The organism is Delftia sp. (assembly GCF_059499305.1).
Map to the genome: position 1 here is coordinate 83171 of NZ_JCABYI010000020.1, position 19552 is coordinate 102722.

18 protein-coding genes are annotated in these 19552 nt (G+C 67.5%); 6 read left to right on the forward strand and 12 right to left on the reverse strand.

Annotated elements, in window-relative coordinates; translation table 11 throughout:
• Positions 1-144 precede the first annotated feature (144 nt).
• Positions 145-381 carry a hypothetical protein gene (locus tag AC5I49_RS11185; RefSeq protein WP_016446390.1) on the forward strand — a complete coding sequence of 79 codons (237 nt, stop codon included), beginning with the start codon at positions 145-147 and terminating at the stop codon, positions 379-381.
• Positions 382-400: 19 nt separating this feature from the next.
• Here AC5I49_RS11185 and AC5I49_RS11190 read toward each other — a convergent pair whose 3' ends face one another.
• From AC5I49_RS11190 to AC5I49_RS11205, 4 genes are all read right to left on the reverse strand, one after another.
• Positions 401-1201: an amino acid ABC transporter permease gene (locus AC5I49_RS11190; RefSeq protein ID WP_016446389.1), complete on the reverse strand. Its 801-nt coding sequence runs from the start codon at positions 1199-1201 to the stop codon at positions 401-403.
• The gene (locus AC5I49_RS11195; RefSeq protein WP_495789319.1) at positions 1198-1860 is read right to left on the reverse strand and encodes an amino acid ABC transporter permease; all 663 of its coding nucleotides are present in this window, start codon (positions 1858-1860) and stop codon (positions 1198-1200) included. Before AC5I49_RS11195 ends, AC5I49_RS11190 begins: the two co-directional genes overlap by 4 nt.
• A 3-nt stretch (positions 1861-1863) precedes the next feature.
• Entirely contained in the window at positions 1864-2766 is a 903-nt protein-coding gene (locus AC5I49_RS11200) for a glutamate ABC transporter substrate-binding protein (protein ID WP_016446387.1), read from the reverse strand.
• A 98-nt stretch (positions 2767-2864) separates the two neighbouring features.
• On the reverse strand, positions 2865-4175 hold the full coding sequence (locus AC5I49_RS11205; RefSeq protein ID WP_047327558.1) for a flavin-dependent oxidoreductase: 1311 nt from the start codon (positions 4173-4175) through the stop codon (positions 2865-2867).
• A 70-nt stretch (positions 4176-4245) separates the two neighbouring features.
• On the opposite strand from AC5I49_RS11205, the gene AC5I49_RS11210 reads away from it, so the two are divergent.
• From AC5I49_RS11210 to AC5I49_RS11220, 3 genes are all read left to right on the forward strand, one after another.
• Complete coding sequence (locus AC5I49_RS11210; protein ID WP_252653417.1) at positions 4246-4851, forward strand: TetR/AcrR family transcriptional regulator; 606 nt, start codon at positions 4246-4248, stop codon at positions 4849-4851.
• Positions 4852-4924: 73 nt separating this feature from the next.
• Entirely contained in the window at positions 4925-5926 is a 1002-nt protein-coding gene (locus AC5I49_RS11215) for an NADP-dependent oxidoreductase (RefSeq protein WP_252653418.1), read from the forward strand.
• A gap of 30 nt (positions 5927-5956) precedes the next feature.
• Positions 5957-6661 carry an SDR family oxidoreductase gene (locus AC5I49_RS11220; protein WP_016446383.1) on the forward strand — a complete coding sequence of 235 codons (705 nt, stop codon included), beginning with the start codon at positions 5957-5959 and terminating at the stop codon, positions 6659-6661.
• Positions 6662-6695: 34 nt separating this feature from the next.
• On the opposite strand, the gene AC5I49_RS11225 is transcribed toward AC5I49_RS11220, so the two are convergent.
• Entirely contained in the window at positions 6696-6995 is a 300-nt protein-coding gene (locus AC5I49_RS11225; RefSeq protein ID WP_252653419.1) for a hypothetical protein, read from the reverse strand.
• A 530-nt stretch (positions 6996-7525) separates the two neighbouring features.
• Between AC5I49_RS11225 and AC5I49_RS11230 the strand changes: the two genes are divergently transcribed.
• Positions 7526-10999, forward strand: a complete 3474-nt coding sequence (locus AC5I49_RS11230) for an IPTL-CTERM sorting domain-containing protein (protein WP_495789320.1) — start codon at positions 7526-7528, stop codon at positions 10997-10999.
• 129 nt (positions 11000-11128) lie between these two features.
• Positions 11129-11608: a GNAT family N-acetyltransferase gene (locus AC5I49_RS11235; RefSeq protein WP_074922909.1), complete on the forward strand. Its 480-nt coding sequence runs from the start codon at positions 11129-11131 to the stop codon at positions 11606-11608.
• Between the two features lie 36 nt (positions 11609-11644).
• On the opposite strand, the gene AC5I49_RS11240 is transcribed toward AC5I49_RS11235, so the two are convergent.
• The 7 genes from AC5I49_RS11240 to AC5I49_RS11270 form a co-directional block, all read right to left on the reverse strand.
• Positions 11645-12085: a hypothetical protein gene (locus AC5I49_RS11240; RefSeq protein WP_034366122.1), complete on the reverse strand. Its 441-nt coding sequence runs from the start codon at positions 12083-12085 to the stop codon at positions 11645-11647.
• Between the two features lie 205 nt (positions 12086-12290).
• A complete protein-coding gene (locus AC5I49_RS11245) occupies positions 12291-14276 on the reverse strand; it encodes a HEAT repeat domain-containing protein (protein ID WP_313282525.1) in 1986 nt (661 codons plus the stop codon).
• Positions 14277-14465: 189 nt separating this feature from the next.
• Positions 14466-14873 (reverse strand): GFA family protein, encoded by a 408-nt coding sequence (locus AC5I49_RS11250; RefSeq protein ID WP_016446377.1) that lies wholly within the window; start codon positions 14871-14873, stop codon positions 14466-14468.
• 94 nt (positions 14874-14967) lie between these two features.
• On the reverse strand, positions 14968-15303 hold the full coding sequence (locus tag AC5I49_RS11255) for a hypothetical protein (protein WP_223275358.1): 336 nt from the start codon (positions 15301-15303) through the stop codon (positions 14968-14970).
• A 198-nt stretch (positions 15304-15501) separates the two neighbouring features.
• The gene (locus AC5I49_RS11260; RefSeq protein WP_016446376.1) at positions 15502-16446 is read right to left on the reverse strand and encodes an FHA domain-containing protein; all 945 of its coding nucleotides are present in this window, start codon (positions 16444-16446) and stop codon (positions 15502-15504) included.
• A gap of 119 nt (positions 16447-16565) precedes the next feature.
• Positions 16566-18776: a TOMM precursor leader peptide-binding protein gene (locus AC5I49_RS11265; protein ID WP_313282522.1), complete on the reverse strand. Its 2211-nt coding sequence runs from the start codon at positions 18774-18776 to the stop codon at positions 16566-16568.
• Positions 18733-19552: class I SAM-dependent methyltransferase (locus AC5I49_RS11270; RefSeq protein ID WP_495789321.1), on the reverse strand; the 820-nt coding region annotated here is incomplete at its 5' end. The genes AC5I49_RS11270 and AC5I49_RS11265, both read right to left, overlap by 44 nt.

A 19552-nucleotide genomic window follows, 5' to 3' on the forward strand; every position in this document is an offset into this window, starting at 1 on the left:
ATGGAAATTGCTTTTGGGTAGTATGCGCCACAAGGTGTGGCAGCACCGTGCTTGCATGGCCGTTGCTGACGCTCTGCCTCTCATGTCCGGGAGGGGGGCTCCCCACCGTGGACAGTGCCAAGTCATTGGCTGGAAGTTCTCAAAATGATCGATTGGATCCCCGTAGTCTTCGTCACGTTCAAGGCGCTCGTGTTCGGCACGGCCATGTTCTTCGCCATCAAGTGGCATTACGACCAAGGCAAGAAGAAGGGGGCGGACAGGCGCGAGCTGCTCATTGCGGGCGGCAAGATCGCTGCCGTCTTCACGCTGCTGCTGCTGTGCGTGCTGGCCTTCACCTTCGGCCTTGCCAGGATGCTCGGCATGGATCTGAGCCTTCCCTGAGGGCAGGCACTGGCGGGCCTCAGTGCACGGGCCGGTTCAGCCGCCTGCTCGCCCTGGATATCGCGTAGTTCACAAGGCAGTAGAGCACCGCCACCACCAGGTACACGGGCACCAGCGCGTGGTAGTTGGCAATGAGCACCTTGGCGTTCTGCATGAGCTCGCCGTAGGTGACGATGTAGCCGAAGGTGGTGTCCTTGACCACGATGACCAGTTGCGCGACCAGCGCCGGCACGATGAAGCGCACCGCCTGGGGGAAGACGACGAGCCGGAAGACCTGTACCTCGGTCAGTCCCAGGCTTCGCGCGGCATCGGTCTGGCCGCGTGGCACGGCAAGCACGCCCGCGCGGTAGACCTCGGCCACCACGGCGGCGGTGCTCAGGCCTATGGGCAGGGTCAGCATCCAGTAGGTGCTCAGCTTGATGCCGGCGGCGGGCAGCACCAGAAAGCACACATAGATCAGCAGCAGCGTGGGCGTGCCGCGCAGGAATTCAATGACGGCGACGCTGGGCCAGCGCACGATGCGGGGCCGCGCCAGGCGCCCCGCCAGCAGCACCAGCCCCAGGGCCAGCGCAATCACGGCGGCCATGGCCGACGATGCCAGCGTGCCGAGCAGGCCCTTGGCCAGAAAGGCCCAGGTGGTGGGCCAGGCGAAGAATTCCCAGAACCGGGCCTCGAGCTGGCCTGCCGAATGAAAGCGCAGCGCGATGCCCGCGGCCAGCGCCAGCAGCAGGGCCGCCGCGATCAGGCTGGCCACCTGCGTGACCCGCCGGGCCTGCGGGCTGGGTGCGCCAAACAGAATGTCTTCCAGAGAACGGCTCATCGCAGTATCCGCAGCTTCTTTTCCAGGATGGCGCCCGCCCAGGCGATCAGCAATCCGGTGGCCACGTACATCGCGGCGGCCACGGCGAAGGCGGCCATGCCGGCAGCGGAGTCGTTGGCGATCTTGGACACGAGCGAGGTGAGTTCCCGGCCCGCCAGCGGCACCTGGGATGCCAGCGAGGTGGACAGCATCAGCGCAATGAGCAGCGACGTCATCGGCTGCACCACCGAGCGCAGCGCCTGCGGCAGCACCACGGCCGAGATGATCTGCATGGGCCGCATGCCCAGGCTGAGCGCGGCCTCGATCTGGCTGCCGGCAATGGTGTTGATGCCCGCGCGCAGATAGTCCGCCGTGAACGCGGAGCAGACCAGCGCCAGGGCCAGGACCGCGCTGGGCTCATAGTCGATCACGACGTTGAGATCGGGCAGCGCGAACACGATGAAGATCAGCAGCGCCACGCTGGGGATGTTGCGGAAGATCTCGACGTAGCCCGTCAGCACGAAGCGCAGCGGCGGCAGCGGAAGCAACCGGAGCACCGTGACGACCACGCCCAGCAGGAAGCCGGGCAGGAACGAGAACGCGGTGAGCTTCCAGGTCAGCAAGAGGGCCTGCCAGAAGGCAGGCCCGTGGTCGGCGAGGAGTCTGGAGACGTCACCCATCGCTCAGGGCAGGGCGGGCGGCGTGGGAACGGCCGTGCTGCCGGTGCGCTGGCCGATGGAGATGGTCCACAGCTTGGCCCAGGTGCCGTCGGCTTCGATTTTCTTCAGGAAGGCGTTGATGAAGGCCACGCCGTCCGAGCCCTTGGGCAGGCCGATGCCATAGGAATCCTGCGTGCCGAAGGGCGCGCCCGCCAGCCGCGCGTCGCCGGTGCCCAGGCTCAGGGTGTTGAGCAGCAGGGTGTAGTCGGTCACATAGGCGTCCACGCGGCCCTGGCGCAGGGAGTCCAGCGCTTCCTGGTGCGTCTGGAACTCCTGCACGACCGCCTTGGGCGCGTGCTGCGCCAGGATGGCAGGCCCCGTGGAGCCGGCCTGCGTGGCGACCTTCTTGCCGCCCAGATCGCTGTACGACTGCACGGTCTTGTTGCTTGCCTTGACCAGCACCCCGGCCTGCGAGGTGTAGTAGGGGCCGGCAAACGAGATCTTCTCGGCACGGGCAGGGGTGATGGAGTAGGTGGCAATCACCATGTCCGCCTGGTTGTTGATCAGCACCTGCTCGCGCGTGGACGAGGTGACCTGCGCGAACTGGTACTTGGACGCATCGCCCAGGATGTAGCGCGTGAGCAGCTGGGCCAGGCCTGCGTCGAAGCCGCGGATCTTGCCGTCCTTCTCGTTGAGCAGGGAAAACAGATTGGAGGTCTGGGTGCTGCCCAGGCGCAGCGTGCCGGCCTGCTTGATCTTGCTGGCCCAGGTGCTCGATGCGATGGTCGCGGCGTCGGCGACGGGGCCTTGCGCAATCAGGGCGTCGAACGCCGCTGTGTTCAGGGGCGCGCCCTGCGCAAAGAGCGAACCGCTGCCCACGATCGCCAGTGCCACCACGGTGGATTTCAGAATGGATTGGATCGGCATGGGGTCTTCCTGCTGGGTCTGTGATGTAAATCTGGGGATGGCTGCCAGGGGCAAGGGCCGATTATGGCGACTCGCGGCCCTTGCCGCCGCACAAGGGCTCAGGCCCCGGCCACGCGCTGCCCTGGCGCAATGGTGGGGGGCGCGGCGTTGAGCGTCTCGATCGCAAAGCCGGCAGCGGCCTTGTACCGGGCCATGAAGCCCTCGCGCTCCTCGCGTGGCAGCACCTCGTCGATGTCGTCGAAGACGCCGCCGCAGCGCTCGTCCACCAGCCCCAGCAGGCCGAAGGGGCCGGCCCCCCGGTTGCGCAGCACCAGCGCCGAGAGGTCCTTGCACAGCTTGTCGTCATAGGCGCGCAGCGCCTGCGGGCCCACGCCGTGGGCAAGGAACTGTGCACCCAGCACGCGCGCGTCCACGATGGCCTGGCTGGCGCCGTTGGAGCCCACCGGGTACATCACATGCGCCGCATCGCCCAGCAAGGCCACGCGGCCGTCCACCCAGGTGGGCACGGGGTCGCGGTCGATCATGGGGTACTCGAAGACATCCGTGGCGCCGCGCAGCATGGCCGGCACGTCCAGCCAGCCGTAGTCCCAGCCGTCGAAGTGGTGGATGAATTCCTCCAGCGCCACGCGCCGGTTCCAGTCGCCCTGCCGCCAGCCGCCCTGGTTGTCCACCGTGATCTCGGCGATCCAGTTGATGGTGGCCAGGCCCGTGACGGGGTCCGGCGGCGTGATGGGGTACAGCACCACGCGATGGCGCAGCGAGCCCACGCCCACGAAGGATGCGCCGGTGCGCACCGGCACCCCGGGCGTGGTGCCGCGCCACATGATGGCGCCGCCCCACTGTATGGGCGGCTGCGTGGGGTGCATCTGCGCGCGCACGGCCGAGTGCAGGCCATCGGCCGCCACCAGCAGCGAGCCCTGCACCTCCAGCCGCTGGCCATCGCGGGTGTCGATGAGGGCGGTCACGCCCTCGGCATCCTGCCGGTAGCCCACCACGCGCCGGCCCAGCTGCACGGCGTCGTCGCCCAGGCGCTGCCTGACGGCGTTGAACAGCATCATCTGCAGCTGCCCCCGGTGCACCGCGTACTGCGGCCAGCGGTAGCCGGCCTGCAGCCCGCGCGGCTCGGCATACACCTCGTTGCCGTTGCGGCCCACCAGCGCCCATTCCCGCGCCTGCAGGCCGATGGTGTCCAGCACATCGTTGCCGAAACCCAGGTCATGCAGTTCCCGCACGGCGTTCGGCTGCAGGTTGATGCCCACGCCCAGCGGCTGCAGCTGCGCCACCGACTCGAATACGATGCAGGGCACGCCGATCTGGTGCAGCGTGAGGGCAGTGGCCATGCCACCGATGCCGCCGCCGGCAATGAGCACGGGGCGGGATGGATTGTGGTGTGAAGCAGCAGCAGACATGCCGGGATTGTCCATGCAATGGCTGCGGGCGGATGTCCCATCTGCGGCGCGTGCATGGCGCAAACAATGTATGATGACCATCATGCGAAACACAAATTCCAGCGCCCGGGCTTCCGCCAAGGAGGCCACGCATGAGCGCATCGTCTCCGTGGCGGCGCGTGCCATCCGCCGCAGCGGCTATGGCGGCACCGGGGTGGCGGACATCATGAAGGAGGCGGGCCTGACGCATGGCGCCTTCTACGCCCATTTCGCCTCGCGCGATGCCATGCTGGCCGAAGCGGCGGGCAAGGCCTGCGCGGAGTCCTGCGCCGCCGTCGCCGACGTGGTGGCCAAGGCGCCGCCCGGCATGGCACTGCATGCCATGCTGGCCGCCTATCTTTCCAAGGAACATGTCCAGCGCGCCGAGGTGGGCTGCCCCCTGGCGGCCCTGGGTTCCGAGACCTCGCGCCAGGCGCCGGAGGTGCGCCGCGTGGCCACGGGCCACATCAAGGAAATGGTCGATCTCATCGCCCGCCAATCACCGGACTGGGGACTGCCCGGTGCCCACGAGCGCGCGCTCGTCACCTTGTCCACCATGGTCGGCAGCCTGCTGCTGGCACGGGCGGTGGACGATCCGGCCCTGTCCGACAGCCTGCGCGAGGCAGCACTCAAGCACCTGGCGCCGGCCAACCAGTGATGGCGCATGCCCAGTGCCTGTGCCAGGATTTTTTTTGCCGTTACATATGATGATCATCATATAAAGGAAGACCATGAAGGCATTTGTTCTGGAAAGCTATGGAGCGAACCGCGCCTTGCAGCTGGCAGAGGTGCCCGAGCCGCAGCTGCGTGACGACGAAGTCCTGGTCCAGGTCCATGCCGCAGGCGTGAACCAGCTGGACTCCAAGATCAGGGACGGGCAATTCAAGCTCATCCTGCCCTATCGCCTGCCCCTGATCCTGGGCCACGACGTGGCCGGCGTGGTGGTCAAGGCCGGCCCGCGCGTGCGGCAGTTCAAGCCCGGCGACGAGGTCTATGCACGCACGGACGATTTCCGGATCGGCACGTTCGCGGAGTTCGTGCCGGTCAGGGAATCATCGCTGGCGCCCAAGCCCAAGGGGCTCACGATGGAAGAGGCCGCCTCCATTCCCCTGGTGGGCCTGACGGCCTGGCAGGTCCTGGTCGAGACAGCCCGGCTGGCCAGGGGGCAGAAGGTCTTCATCCAGGCCGGCTCCGGCGGCGTGGGCACGTTCGCCATCCAGCTGGCCCGGCACCTGGGCGCCACTGTGGCCACCACGACGAGCGCGGCCAACTTCGATCTGGTCAGGGGCCTGGGCGCGGATGTCGTCATCGACTACCGCACGCAGGACTTCGAGGACGTCCTGCACGACTACGACGTGGTGCTCAACAGCCAGGACGGCAAGGCGCTTGGCAAATCCCTGCGCGTGCTCAAGGGCGGCGCCAAACTGGTCTCCATCTCCGGCCCGCCCGATCCCGCATTTGGCAGGGCAATCGCGGCGCCCGCATTCGTGCGCCTGGTGATGCGGCTGCTCAGCTCCGGCATCAGGCGCCGGGCGCGAAGCCGTGGCATCGACTACTCCTTTGTCTTCATGAAGGCCGACGGTGGCCAGCTGCGCGAGATCACCCGCCTCATCGAGGCGGGCGCCATCCGCCCGGTCGTGGACAAGGTCTTCGCATTCGAGTCCACCAACGAGGCCCTTGCCTATGCCGAAGCCGGCCACGCAAAGGGCAAGGTCGTCATCAAGATCCGTTGAATCTGTTTCCCCCCACCCCTGGAGTGCTCCATGAAAATTGAAAACGCTGTTGTTCTCGTCACCGGTGCCAATCGCGGCATCGGCCTGGCCTTCGCACGCGAGCTGCTTGCCCGTGGCGCCCGCAAGGTCTACGCCGGCGCGCGCGACCCCGCCACCGTCACCCAGCCCGGCGTGCATGCCCTGCAGCTGGACGTGAACCGCCCGCAGGACGTGGCCGCCGCCGCAGCGCAGGCGTCGGACGTCACGCTGGTGATCAACAACGCCGGCATCGCGCAGCCCGGCGGCTTTCTGGCGCCCGACAGCGAAGAGGTCGCCAGGCGCATCTTCGAGACCAACTTCTTCGCCGTGCTGCGCATGAGCCAGGCCTTTGCGCCGGTTCTCAAGGCCAACGGCGGCGGGGCCTTGCTCAATGTGCTGTCGGTGGCCTCCTGGGTCAATGGCGGCGAACTGGCCGCCTACTCGGCCAGCAAGTCGGCCGCCTGGTCGCTCACCAACGCCCTGCGCAGCGAGCTTGCAGGGCAGAAGACACAGGTGCTGGGCCTGCACATGGCCTATGTCGATACCGACCTCACGCGCGGGCTTGACGCACCGAAGTCCAGCCCCGAGGACATCGTCAGCCGCGCGCTGGACGGACTGGAGGCCGGGCTCGATGAAGTGCTGGCCGACGAGCTCACCCAGCAGGTCAAGCGCGGCATGACGGCGGCCCGGCCAAGCTATCTGCCGCAGGGCGCCTGAGCCTGGATGAGCGTCGCAGCCCGTGGCCGGACCATCAACACAGGCCGGGCCATGAAGTGCGCGCCATGGCAGATCCGCAGCCCATGGTCTGGGCCTCGGTGCCGGCGTAGTCGGCCAGCGTGTCGGCGCTGTCGCGGATGCTTTGCAGGGCGCGGGCCACCACGTCCAGGTGGCGATGGCCCTTGGGGGGCTCCAGCCATGCCAGGGCCAACTGGGCGATGGCGGAGATTTCTGCACAGCCTTGCTGCACGAGATGGTCCACCTGGGTGAGGGCGTTGGACAGCTGCCGGGTGCTGTGGCTGTCCGTGGTGGGGGAGGGCTGGGCGGGGTTCATGCCATGTCCCTCCGCAGTTGGCCGGGCACAAAGGCCTGGCATGAGGGAGGGGCTGCGCCAAAAGACGGCGCGCAGGCGAGAGAAACGGCGTTCATTGTTCCGTGCTCCATTGCGGATCGAATCCACAGGCCATCGCATCTGCGTTGACTGATGGATTCGGTGTACCAAGCCTCGCTTTCGGAGAGGCTGTGCCGCTATACGACGGATGTTTTGAAGCATCAGCCCCGGGACAGGGGGCCGGGGCGGATGATAGCGCGGGAGGGGAGGGGAACGCCCCTTTTTTTGGGGGGTGAGGCTTGCGAAACGTCCAGTCAAGCGCGGCACGAACGCACAGTCAAGCCGCCAGGGCTGCGCGCCCGCAAGATGGCCGGCAGTGCGCATCCACCCGTGCCACACGCTTGCATCAACATGGCTTTCAGCGCTTGATACATAAGCGCTGAAAGCATTTTTCATGGCTGATCGCGGCTGGGTGGAACACCGCTTCACCCACCCACCCCATCGCCATGAAAACCCTTGCCCTTCGAATTGCCATGCTGTTGCTGACGGCGGCGGCTTCAGTGTCTGCTGGTGCAGTCACGGTATTCGACAACCTGGCAGCCGCCAATGACCCGTGGCTCATCCAGCACAACTCCAGCTACCACACCAAACTGTGGGTGGCCAACCGCATCCCGATTGGCAGCCAGTCGCTGCGCATCACGCAGGTGAAGATGAATCTCACCCAGATCGACCAGTTCGAGCTGCAAGTGTGCGCAACCGACGCCAGCGCCGCCACGCCGTTCGTGGACATGACGGCCTGTGCCCCCTTCACCGCCGACGCGGCCACGCCGGGCATGCGCGTGTTCACGGGCGACCGCATCGTGGCGGCGGGCGACTTTGCCTGGGTGGTGGTGCGCAGCATCGGCCAGACCATGATCCGCCGCCAGATCACCACGGCCACCAACGACGGGCTGACCTGGTATTCAGGCGCGAGCCACAACCCGGCCTGGGTGGCCGAGCCGCAGACCTCCATCGGCATGACGGTCGAGGCCGGCTCCGTGCAGCTCGATGGCGTGTGCGGCAGTGCCAGCAGCACCACGCCTCGCCGTTATCCGCCAGACGCCTTGCTGTGCAGCGTGGGCACGACCAGCGGCGTGATGGGTGAAACCTACTCCTTCTCCTGGGTGTGCCAGAGCAGCTACGGCGGCAACCCTTCGCCGCAATGCTCCGTGCCTCGCGCCTACCTCGTTACCTCCCAGGCCACGGGCGGCGGCAGCATCGAGGCGGGGCGCGATGTAGCGGCGGGGCAGCAGGCCAGCTTCACGCTCACCACGCCACCGGGCTATACGGTGCAGGTCAGCGGCTGCGGCGGATCGCTGGCGGGCAACACCTACACCACTGCGACCATTACCGGCAATTGCACCATCAGCGCCACCTTCGCCCCGCCGCCCACCAATGGCGCGTGTGGCAGCACTGCGCCTTCGCTCACCTTGCCAACCCTCTTGTGCAGCGCCGGTTCGGCCACCAACCAGTCTGCCGCGTCCGATGCCTTCCGCTGGAATTGCGCGGGCATCAGCGGCGGCACCACGGCCGCTTGCCTGGCACCGCGCCAGTACATGGTGACAGTCAACACGGATGCGGGCATCGCCAGCGCACAGTGCACCCCGAACCCCGTGACCCATGGCTCCAGCGCCAGCTGCACGGCCACGGTGCACGACCCTGTCGCCCGCCCCTTCAGCGGCTGGGGCGGCGCCTGCAGCGGCACGGGGGCTTGCCAGCCCGTGGTTCTCGGGGCTACCACCGTCTCTGCCAACACCACGCTCATCACCTACGCCATCACTACCACTGCCACCACGGGCGGGAGCATGTCTTGCACGCCCAACCCCGTGCCCCACGGCCAGGCCGCTGGCTGCACTGCCACGCCGCAAACGGGCTTTCAGTTCACCGGCTGGACGGGCGATTGCGCGGGCACGGATGCATGCCAGTTCACCAACGTGACCAGCGCGCACAGCGTGGGAGCCACCTTCGCGCCGATTACCTACGCCATCGCCACCCCTGCAGTCACCGGCGGCAGCGTGAACTGCACGGCCAACCCCGTGCCCCATGGGCAAGACACCATCTGCGTCGCCTCGCCCGCGATGGGCTACCACTTCACCCATTGGTCGGGCGATTGCGCGGGCACTGCCAGCGCGTGCATTCTCTACAACGTGACCAGCCCGCGCAGCGTGGGTGCCACATTTGTACTCAACACCTATTCCATCGGCATCGTCCCCGCCCCGGCCAACGGCACAGTCACCTGCACGCCCAACCCCGTCACCCACGGCCAGGATGCAAGCTGCACCGCCACGCCCGATGCGGGCTACCACTTCACCAGTTGGTCGAGCGATTGCACGGGCACGGGTGCATGCCAGTTCACCAGCGTGACCGCGTCGCGCACCGTCTCGGCCACCTTCACGCCCAACACCCACTCCATCGCCACCCCCGCCGCCGTCAACGGCACGGTCACCTGCACGCCCAACCCCGTCACCCACGGCCAGGACGCAAGCTGCACCGCCACGCCCAATGCGGGCTATCACTTCACCAGTTGGTCGGGCGATTGCACGGGCACGGGGGCATGCCAGCTCACCAACGTGACCAGCCCGCGCAGCGTGGGTGCCACCTTCGCGCTGAACACCTATTCCATCAGCATCGCCCCCGCCACCACCAACGGCACGGTCACCTGCACGCCCAACCCCGTCACCCACGGCCAGGACGCAAGCTGCACCGCCACGCCCAATGCGGGCTATCACTTCACCAGTTGGTCGGGCGATTGCACGGGCACGGGGGCATGCCAGCTCACCAACGTGACCAGCCCGCGCAGCGTGGGTGCCACCTTCGCGCTGAACACCTATTCCATCAGCATCGCCCCCGCCACCACCAACGGCACGGTCACCTGCACGCCCAACCCCGTCACCCACGGCCAGGACGCAAGCTGCACCGCCACGCCCAATGCGGGCTATCACTTCACCAGTTGGTCGGGCGATTGCACGGGCACGGGGGCATGCCAGCTCACCAACGTGACCAGCCCGCGCAGCGTGGGTGCCACCTTCGCGCTGAACACCTATTCCATCAGCATCGCCCCCGCCACCACCAACGGCACGGTCACCTGCACGCCCAACCCCGTGACCCACGGCCAGGCCGCAAGCTGCACTGCCACGCCTGGTACGGGCTATCACTTCACCAGTTGGTCGGGCGATTGCGCGGGGGCGAGTGCATGCCAGCTCACCAACGTGACCAGTCCGCGCAGCGTTTCGGCCACGTTCACCCACGACCCGGTCGATGCCACCTGCGGCTCAGCGGCCAACGGCGCTGTGGCCTTCAAGCCCAGCGCGAATCTGTGCGCCACGGGTACGCCAGGGACCGTGCTATCCGCCGGCGGCCAACACAAATGGCAGTGCAACGGTGAATATGGAGGTGCAGCGCAGCAGTGCAGCGCACCGTGGCAGGGTGCGGGCGGCAACGGCAATCTGGGGGCGGTGGAGGTGGATGGAGCGAACGGCTGGGAGATCAGCAGCGCCGCCTTTGCCTCCACCTTGCCCGCGCCCTTGCCGTCCCATGTGCGTGCGGTGCACGCGCCGCTGGGCCTGGTGCTGGGGCGTGTCGCTGGCAATGCAGATGCACAGGTGACCGTGCACTTCACCACACCAGTGCCGCAGGGGGCCGTTTATTACAAATACGGCCCCAGCCCCGATGGGCTGGGCTGCACCGGCGCTGCCTGCGCGCAGCCGCACTGGTATGCGCTGCCCGGCGCGCAGTTTGCGCCCGACGGCCTGAGCGTGACCTTCACCCTGGCCGATGGCGGCGTGGGTGACAGCGATTCCGTGCCCAACCAGATCACCGACCCCGGCCTGCCCGTGCTGCTGGCCCCGCAGGCCATACCCGCGCTCGGCCCCTGGGCGCTGGCGTTGCTTTCGCTGCTGGCAGCGGGTCTGGTGGCGGTGCGTTGCCGAGCGCCGAGCAGTGGTTGCGCACCGCCGATCAGAAAGTGAAGCCTTGGCTTGCAGCGGCAGCAACCCCGCACTGTGGACTGCTGCCCCTTGGTTGACGCTCAGATAGACGGTCGGCAACCACCGTTTTGGTAGGCTTTGAATTTGATGGATAGACAACCAGATACAGGCATGAATTTGAAATTTAAGCGGCTCACTGAAGTTGATCCGGCTCACATTGTTTCGCTGAACAACAATCCAGATGTGCTGCGACAAATGCCGCTTGGAAGTGCGAATTTCGACCTGGCGAAAGCAAATGAATGGGCTCGGCAAAAGGATGCCCAGTGGCAGCAATACGGCTATGGGCCATGGGCGTTTGAAATTGACCAGCAATTTGCCGGCTGGGGCGGTTTGCAGTACGAGGAAGGTGATGCCGACCTCGCTTTGGTGCTTCACCCCAAATTCTGGGGAAGTGGCAAAGCCATCTATCAAGAGATAGTGAAACGTGCATTCACTGGCTTGGGGCTGAGCTCCATCACAATTTTGCTGCCACCTTCAAGAACCAGAATAAAAGGGATTCTCAAGCTGGGATTTCGGCCAGATGGCGCATTGGATATTCAGGGGACTCGCTTTTTGCGCTATCGCCTGCATGCACCCGGCAAACCCGCTTGACCAGATCTTTGGGCAGCGCGTCTTGATCCCGCGCGCTCATACCTTGGCGAGGAAGGCCGCTGCATCACCCGCTTCACACTTCCAGTCTGCGAAGACCCCAACCAGATTGCACTCCACGCAGCGGCAAGCGATGTAGTACCAGCGCACGTCGTGTGTGCCTTCGTACACGGAGACGCCGGACATCAGTTCGAACGTCTCGTTCTCGCACACGCACTCGTGTGCCTCAGGGGCGGCCTCTTCAACATGTTCCGCGCTGTCGCCCATCAGGTGTTCCTGCCCGCAGTCGGTGCAGGTGCGGATGGCCACGCCGGCTTCTTCATCCGTCTGCAGCGCAAAAGTCCGGCATCCGCAATCGCATTTGGACGAGGCAAACCGGACGGCCTCATGGCGATTCGCAACGCTGTAGCTGCGCAGCTCGGCTTGGGTGTCGCCGGACGTTGTCCCGTACCAGAACTCGCCCTTCTTCGTCAGTGCCATTGATACTGTTCCCTTCTTCAAGTTGGGCTTCCCGGCAGACCTGACGCCAAGCTTTCCCGATCGTCTGGATTTTGCCTGAAGGCACGGTGAATCTTCGTCAAGGGGCCGGGCAGCTCTCAGCCTCAAGCAGCCGCACCAAATGCCGGCTCTACAGCGATGGCAGATCCTGACCGGGCGCACCGCAATCCGTGCGGGGATGTGCGTGTCAGCGTTCCCTGCGCAGCTGTCTGGCACTGGCCAACAGGAATGCGCGCGTGCCCGGCGCGCCCAGCCCATCGAGTGCGCCACCATCTTGCGCGCCCATGGCCAGCCAGGCTTGCATTGCGGCCTGCGCCACCTCCAGATGAAACTCTTTCAGCAGCAGGCGGACAAGCGGTGCCCCCGCCGCAGGGTCTGCGATCTGCCCCAGCGCCATGGCCGCTGCCTGGCGGCGGCGCGCGTTGGGGCTGCTCAGTTGATCGATCAGTGCAGGCACAACCGCCTGGTCGCCCAGACTGCCCAGACGGCCCAAGGCTTCCAATATCTCTTCGGTGGCGAGGTCGGCCTGCAGCGCCCGTATCAGGTCGGGAATCGCCTCGCGCGTGGCTGCCTTCGCCAGCGTTTCGGTGATCAGCCGGGCATCAGCCGGCGATTCGGCTTGCAGCAATGCCGCAGCCAGCGCCGCGCTGGCCTCGGCGCTGGGCGTGGCTGACAGCGACAGCATGGCGGCGTCCCGCAACGGGTTGCGGCGGACCATCAGAGGCGCCAGCAAACCGGCCCCCTGGGGGTCGCGGAACTCGGCAAGCGCCATCACGTACCGGTGTCGCACGCTGTCGCCGGCTGCCTGGGCTGCAGCGATCAGCGCAGGCAATACGTCAGCCCCTTGCGCTGCCAGCGCTTTGCAGACGTGGTGGACGTATTCGTTGCGGATGCCGGGTATCAGCCCCAGGAGCAGGGCCTGCACCTGGGGGCCGCGAAGATTTTGGCAGGCGTACGCCACGGCGCTGGCATTCCAGTGGTGGGGGTCGTCCGCCAATGCCTTCGCGAAGCCTTCGAAACCCTCTGCTGAGCCCATCAAGGCCAGCGTTTCGGCCACGCCCACGGCGTCGCCGCCGCACAGCTGGGGCAGCATGGCGCGCAGATGCTGGGCCGCTTCCTGGGGCGCGGTGCGCGCCAGCTGCAGCGCGGCGGCTCGCCGTACCTGCAGCGACGCCGTGCGCAACCCTGCGCGGGGCCACTGCGACTCGCCAGGCCCTTGCAGCTGGGCCAACACCTCGGCCAGCTCGTCGGCATCGCGCGGTGTCCTTGCCTGCTCCAGCGCGGCCATCAGTTCAGGCACGGCTTCCTGCGCCTTCAGCGGGCCCAGCGCCGGTGCTGCAACGGTCACTCCGGCACGCAGCAGTGGCGCGATCGCACGCGCGTCGCCCAATTCGCCAAGCACCTTGACCAGTGCCGTCCTCAGCTCCCGCGGCATCCCGCGGCGCGGGTGTTCAAGCGTCTCGATCAGCGGGACCACGGCTGCCGTATCGCCCAGGCGCCCCAGTGCGCTGATGCAGGCCCCGCGGACTCTGGCGTCCGCATCGTGGAGTCCTTCCATCAGCAGGTCCAGGCAGGCGTGTGTGGATTTCTGGACCACCGCGCTGCACAGCGTGTTGATCACCTCGCCAAAGTCTTTCTTTTTGTCGGTCTCCTCACGCCGCAGCGTGCGGATGGCCTCCAGCAGGTCGGCGATCCAGTGTTCGTCGGCGTGGCTGTGAATGGATGTCGCCGCATACTCGCGCACCGCTGCGCTGCGGTGACCCAAGGCCTTGAACAAAGGCGCCCGGGCCTGTGGCGAGGAGATACGGCCCAGGTACATGCAGCCCGAGCAGGCTTCGTCAACGCTCTTGGACTTGGCCATGCGCAGGTACAGGGGCAGTGCCTCATTGGAGGGACGGATCAACAAGGCCTGCCTGGCCGCGTCAGCCACCTTTGCGTCTTCGTCCAGCGTCGCGCTCACCAGGAGCGCGGGAGCGCGGTCCGCCAGCTCCAGCAGTGCATTTCGGGCCAGGGGCAGCTGATTTGCCGGCGCGGACCTCATGAATGTCGTGATGGCCTCGAAAGCCACTGCGGGGGCAGCGCAGGACAGCGCTTGCAGCGCCAAGAACACATCGACGTTTTTTGTGGAGCTCTGCAGCTGCTCTGCGAGTGCCTGGCTTGGGTTGTCGTTCATAAGTACTGGAAGGGCCGGTCCGGATTGCCCTGGTTCTGCTTGTCCGAGAAGACCACCAGCACAGGCTCGTCTGGCGCGCCCTGCATCATAGGTGCCGCCCCAGGGCCGCCACTGGACAAGTCGTCCACCGGTCGACCGGCCGGGCAGGCCTTGGCATCCGGCCGCTTTTGGCCGACCCCATCCGCCCGATCACCTTGTCCCACCATCCACCCACGCCATCCCCGCCCCCCGGTTCACATGCCGCTGCCTGCCCACGACAAACTCCGAATCCAGCGTGGCCAGTGCGACGGAGATCCATGCGCCTTCTTCGTAATGCTGGCTGTGCCATGACAGCGATGAGCCGCATTGCTGGCAAAAGCAGCGCGTGATGCCGGGCGATGAGGCAAAGGAGCGCAATTGCTCCTGGCCCCGGGTGAAGACAAGGTCCTTTGCCGGCACGCTGCCGTAGGTGGCGAATGCGGCACCGTGGGCCTTCTGGCAGATGCGGCAGTGGCAGTGCGAGACGGCCTGGGGCGTGGAGCGCAGTGCATAGGCGATGGCGCCGCACAGGCAGCTGCCGGTCAGGGCAAGAGGGGGGCTATCCGGGGCGTTGCTCATGGTCGGGCGGGCACGAAAAAAGGCGCATGCCATTGTGCATGCGCCCCAATGCCGCGACAGGGATGCGCGGCAACCCCAGGAGTCATCCGTTTCGTCAGTCGCCGATGACCTGCAGCCCGCTGCCGTCCCCATGCGCCTGCAGGCACATTCTTCCGAGGTCGTTGAGAAAACGCAGCACCGGCATCTCGCCCACGCAGGCGGGGATGGCGGCCATGATGTCGTTGTGCAGTTCCAGCAGCTGGTCCGAGGCCACGAACATGGCGGCGGATTCGCCGTAGTAGTGCCGCCAGAAGTCCTGCAGCAGGCCGTGGCGGGCCTTGCCGACGACCAGGGGATAGCCGTTTTCCCAGACCTGTGCGTCCATGGAAAGGCTGGCCAGGCCAGGGTCAACGGGCCGCGCGCTGGCGGGGATCAACAGTACACGTCGCATGTCCATGCTCATTTGCGGTTTCCAGGTGCGCCAGTGGACTCGGGCAACCCGGTCCGGGAGGAGGGTGAGAGGTCCTTGCCGCAGGCGGCAGGAACCGGTTCCCACTTTATTGACGTGTGCACAACAAGAAAATTACAGCTGATTACATACGGCGAGCGATGCGCCGTGTGCCTGCCGTTCTCCGTTCCAGTTCGCCGTTCAGGCGCTGCGCGCGCCGCCCTCGATCTCGAACGCAAAGTCCCCGAAGCGCAGGCTGCCGCGCCGCCGCTCCACCAGGGCCGGCAAGGCCGCGCATTCGGGCAGGGCGCTGAGGATCTGGTGCTTGGCGCGGAAGATCTGGATGTTCACGTACGACGAATCCACGCCCAGCATGCGCGAGAGCGCATCGAGCTCTATCCAGCCCTGGCTTGCGGGGGCCAGGCCCTTGTGGGCGTCCTGCTGGCGCACGCGGGCCAGGGTGACCAGGGTGTAGTGGTGTATGCGTTCACCCAGCGCGATGGGCTTGCCGTCGCTCATGACGGTCAGGCTGGCGTGCTCCTCGTTCTGGCTGACGTGGAAGCGAAAGGACACGTCCGGCGGCTTGGGCGCATGCGGGTCGAAGCTGCTTTCCCGCGTGGATTCCAGGTCGTCGCATTGCACGAATTCCCAGCTGCCTGCGGAGGTGTGGACCATGGCGCCGTCCACCAGGGGCTCGGTGCCGTCGCCGGACTCCAGCAGCCAGCGGCCGTCTTCGAAGAAGACGTTGGCTTCGGGCTCCTGGGCGTCGGGCAGCAGGGTGCCGCGCGGGTTCAGGGCCAGGGGGGCGTCCTGGGGCAGGCCCGGGCCGGGGCTCAGGCAGGTGACGGGCGGCCCCAGGTCTTGCACGGTCCAGGCCGCTTCTGCGCCTTCGCCCATGCTGAGCCTGGCGCCCACGGTCAGTACGGTCCAGCGGCCGGCGACCAGGCGCACGCCGTTGAGCATGGTGCCGTTGCGGCTCTGGTCAACGATTTCCCAGGTCTGCCGGTTCCAGCGGAACAGGGCGTGGACCTGGGAGACGTCGGGCGCCTTCATGACGGTCTGGCAGACCGAGGGGTGGCGGCCGAAGGTATGCAGGGGCCGCAGCACGACGATGCTGCCGTCGAGTTGGTTACGAAAGAGGGCCATCGCCTCGAATTCTCCTTGGGGCTTGTGTGAACAGGGGGTGGGCTGGGGGCGCATTGGCCCGGAGCCGGCAGCCTGTTGCCAAGCCGAGAGAGTACATGCCCGCTGCGCGTTTCAGTTTGTCAAACGTACAGCGCCTGCGGATTGAACTCGGATTCCTGCAGCGGCCGGCTGCGCCAGCCCAGGGCCACGGGCACGTCGCGCAGCCGTGGATTGCCCAGTTCCGGCCAGATATGGCACAGGCCCGGAACCACGACCTTGACGGTGTACAGAGGGATGTCGGGGCGCGAGTGGTCGTAGACGATGGTTTCCAGGCCCAGGCCCCGTGCGATGTCCACGCAGTGCGCAATGGCCCGGGCAATGTCCGGCGGCGCGGTGTCCGCCTGCTGCGCAGGCTGTTGCGGCGGCGCATCGGTGCCGTCCAGCGGATGCAGAAAGGCCTGCACCTGCTGCGGCACGGCAAAGCCCTTGCCCGCCGCAATCAGCTGGCTGATTTCGGTGAGGGCGCGTTCGCAGGCCAGGGCGCGGTCCAGGCTGCAGCCAAAGCCCACGGCCCAATGGCCGGTATCCGCGTGGCGGCCCACGCAGACCACGACCGGTATGCCGAAGTCATGGGTGATGTCCAGCAGCCAGTACGACCATTGCGGGCCGCAGCTGCGCGCCAGGCGCTGGCGCGTGGCTGCGGCGATGCCGTCCAGCGCGATGGCGGGCCTGCGGATCTGGCCGTACCACCAGATGGCGGCGGCGTCGCGCTCCACCAGTTCCATGAAGCCTTGGAGGATGGCCTCTTCCCGCGTGTTGCCGGCCGCGCAGCCGTTGGAGGTCCAGCCCACGTGGTGCTGGCTTTGCGCGGGCGCATGGGCCAGGCAAAAGCCCAGCGGCAGGTAGCGGCGCGCATCGGCGGTCAGGGACCAGGCGGGCGCCCACCACAGGGGTTCGCCCTGGCCGGCGCCGGGGGCCACGGCATGCGGCGGCCTGTCGGTGGCAAAGCGGGCGGTCTGCCGGTCGCTGAAGCGGGCCAGCGCTGTGGGAGGAATGCAGGGCGCATCCAGCTGCGCGGCGGGGGCGACGACCACGGCTTCATCGCCCTGGTGGAAGGCGGCGTAGCGCTCCACGGCTTCGCACATGGTGCTGGCGCGGGCCTGCATGGCCGACAGGCCCTTGCCCAGGCACAGCTGTGTCGGGGGGGCTGCCAGGAAGCCGCTGCCAGGCGCGGGCGTTCTGAAGATTTCGCTGCGGTAGACGGTGAGCGCTTCGTCGGTCTCGGCCGTCAGCGGCGTGACCCGGGCAATCACGCCGGTCAGCGGGCTGACGTGCCGGGACAGGCGCTGCACCGTGGTCTCGGCCGGCACGCTGCGCCAGCCGCCGTCGGCGCGCGCGGCATGCGTGCCGGGAACTGGCGCAATGGGTTCGCGTTGGCGCAGTGCCATCAGCCCCGGTGTGCCGCAGTGCGGGCATTGCGGGCGGGCGGCCACGGGGTGGGCCTGGAGGGGCTCCAGCGTCCACACGGTTTGCGCTGCATCGGTGTGCGCCAGCAGGCGCTGCACCGTGGGCAGCAGGGCCTGCAGCCGCGTGGCGATGAGGTCGGCGCCGGCGCGCACGGGCGGGCAGCGGCCGCTGTCGTGCGGCGGGCCGCCTTGCGCGGCGCGTGCGGGATGGTTGCGTTGCCAGCGGTGCGCCAGGCAATGCCAGCAGGCCGATGCGGTGCCGGCATGGGGCGTGAACAAGGGCCCGGCCATGGCCTGCTCGCCCGCGGGCCGGACCAGCAGCCAGGGCCGGCCTGCGGCACGCTGGCCGGCGTCGATGGCGCCCAGGCGCGGGTCCAGGTAGTCGTCGCAGAAAACGATGGTGAGCGGGGTGGGGGCTGGTGCCTGCGTGGCCACGGCCGCAGCCCAGTGGCAGGCGGCTGTACTGTCCAGCGCTGCAGTCAGCAGGACGATGTCGATCTGCTCCGATGCCTGCAGGCGCACGGGCGGGGCCGAGAAATCCGGTTGCAGATAACCGTGGCCGTTCAAGTCGCTGTGCAGCACCGGCTGGACCAGGCCCTGGCGCAGCAGGGCGCCCAGGGCGTGCAGCATCTGCGCAAGCGGCGCATCGGGCGCTGTGGCGCAGTGCTGCATGAGGCTGGTGCCGGCCTGCAGCGGGGCGTTGAGCGCCAGGACGGCGGCGGAGCCCAGGGCCAGGGTGTCGCGTTCGCTGGTCAGCAAGAGGCGGTCGCCCTGCTGCACGGGGGACAGGAATTTCTCGTGCCAGCGGAAGGCGTTGGCAAACAGGTCCGGGGCCGCAGGCTCAGGCAAGGGACGGGGCTCCCAGTTCAAGGCGGACGACGGCATACGGGTGCTGGCCGGTGGTGGCGTGGAAGGCGGTCTCGAACAGCTGGTGCTGCTGCGAGAACCGGGCATACAGGTGCTCCTGCAGGCTGATGCGGATGGCGGGGTGGATGCGCTCCATCTGGGCGCCGTCCGCAAAGCCGGAGACGACGGGCAGCCGCATGCCGCCCACCTGCATGGGCAGCCGTGCAAGGGCCGGGTGCACATGGTCGAGCACCACGGTACACGGCGGGCTGCCGGGCGCGGCAAAACGCTGGGCCAGCTGCTGCAGCATGGCCTCCAGCGGCGCCTGGGGAAGGTAGGGGCAGACGCCTTCGAGCAGCACCAGAACGGGCTGGTTGCCGGGCAGGGCGGCGGCGTCCAGCCAGGAGGTGTCGAGGATGGAGCAGGCAAGGCGGGTTTCGTCGCCGTCCATGTATTGATCGCGCAGCGCAATGGCGTCGGGCAGGTCCACGTTCAGCCAGCGTGCGGTGCCGGCCAGGGCCGCCAGGCGGCTGCGCCGCGTGCACAGGCCCGCGCCCAGCGCAATGCACAGGCCGGACGGATGCGCGCTCAGGAATTGCGTGGTGAGCCGGTCGAACAGCTGCGTGCGCAGCACCACGCTGCGCACAAAGGCGGGGTCGGCGGCGTGCGCCTCGCTGGCCTGGGGCAGCGCCGCCGCGATGCGGCACGCCTCGGGGTCGGCAAAGGGCTGCAGGTCGTGCCCCGCCCGGGGAGCGGCACCACCTGCAGCGCGGGCCCGTGCCGCCCGCCTCAGCAGCAAGGTGGCCGTGGCCCCA

Excerpts from the sequence above, each read along its gene's own strand:
- AC5I49_RS11265 (WP_313282522.1), bottom strand. The coding sequence starts at position 18,776 with ATGCCGTCGTCCGCCTTGAACTGGGAGCCCCGTCCCTTGCCTGAGCCT.
- AC5I49_RS11220 (WP_016446383.1), top strand. The coding sequence starts at position 5,957 with ATGAAAATTGAAAACGCTGTTGTTCTCGTCACCGGTGCCAATCGCGGC.
- AC5I49_RS11230 (WP_495789320.1), top strand. The coding sequence starts at position 7,526 with ATGCTGTTGCTGACGGCGGCGGCTTCAGTGTCTGCTGGTGCAGTCACG.
- AC5I49_RS11200 (WP_016446387.1), bottom strand. The coding sequence starts at position 2,766 with ATGCCGATCCAATCCATTCTGAAATCCACCGTGGTGGCACTGGCGATC.
- AC5I49_RS11215 (WP_252653418.1), top strand. The coding sequence starts at position 4,925 with ATGAAGGCATTTGTTCTGGAAAGCTATGGAGCGAACCGCGCCTTGCAG.
- AC5I49_RS11240 (WP_034366122.1), bottom strand. The coding sequence starts at position 12,085 with ATGGCACTGACGAAGAAGGGCGAGTTCTGGTACGGGACAACGTCCGGC.
- AC5I49_RS11190 (WP_016446389.1), bottom strand. The coding sequence starts at position 1,201 with ATGAGCCGTTCTCTGGAAGACATTCTGTTTGGCGCACCCAGCCCGCAG.
- AC5I49_RS11210 (WP_252653417.1), top strand. The coding sequence starts at position 4,246 with ATGATGACCATCATGCGAAACACAAATTCCAGCGCCCGGGCTTCCGCC.
- AC5I49_RS11185 (WP_016446390.1), top strand. The coding sequence starts at position 145 with ATGATCGATTGGATCCCCGTAGTCTTCGTCACGTTCAAGGCGCTCGTG.
- AC5I49_RS11260 (WP_016446376.1), bottom strand. The coding sequence starts at position 16,446 with ATGGCCCTCTTTCGTAACCAACTCGACGGCAGCATCGTCGTGCTGCGG.
- AC5I49_RS11250 (WP_016446377.1), bottom strand. The coding sequence starts at position 14,873 with ATGAGCAACGCCCCGGATAGCCCCCCTCTTGCCCTGACCGGCAGCTGC.
- AC5I49_RS11235 (WP_074922909.1), top strand. The coding sequence starts at position 11,129 with ATGAATTTGAAATTTAAGCGGCTCACTGAAGTTGATCCGGCTCACATT.
- AC5I49_RS11255 (WP_223275358.1), bottom strand. The coding sequence starts at position 15,303 with ATGCGACGTGTACTGTTGATCCCCGCCAGCGCGCGGCCCGTTGACCCT.
- AC5I49_RS11205 (WP_047327558.1), bottom strand. The coding sequence starts at position 4,175 with ATGTCTGCTGCTGCTTCACACCACAATCCATCCCGCCCCGTGCTCATT.
- AC5I49_RS11195 (WP_495789319.1), bottom strand. The coding sequence starts at position 1,860 with ATGGGTGACGTCTCCAGACTCCTCGCCGACCACGGGCCTGCCTTCTGG.
- AC5I49_RS11245 (WP_313282525.1), bottom strand. The coding sequence starts at position 14,276 with ATGAACGACAACCCAAGCCAGGCACTCGCAGAGCAGCTGCAGAGCTCC.
- AC5I49_RS11225 (WP_252653419.1), bottom strand. The coding sequence starts at position 6,995 with ATGAACCCCGCCCAGCCCTCCCCCACCACGGACAGCCACAGCACCCGG.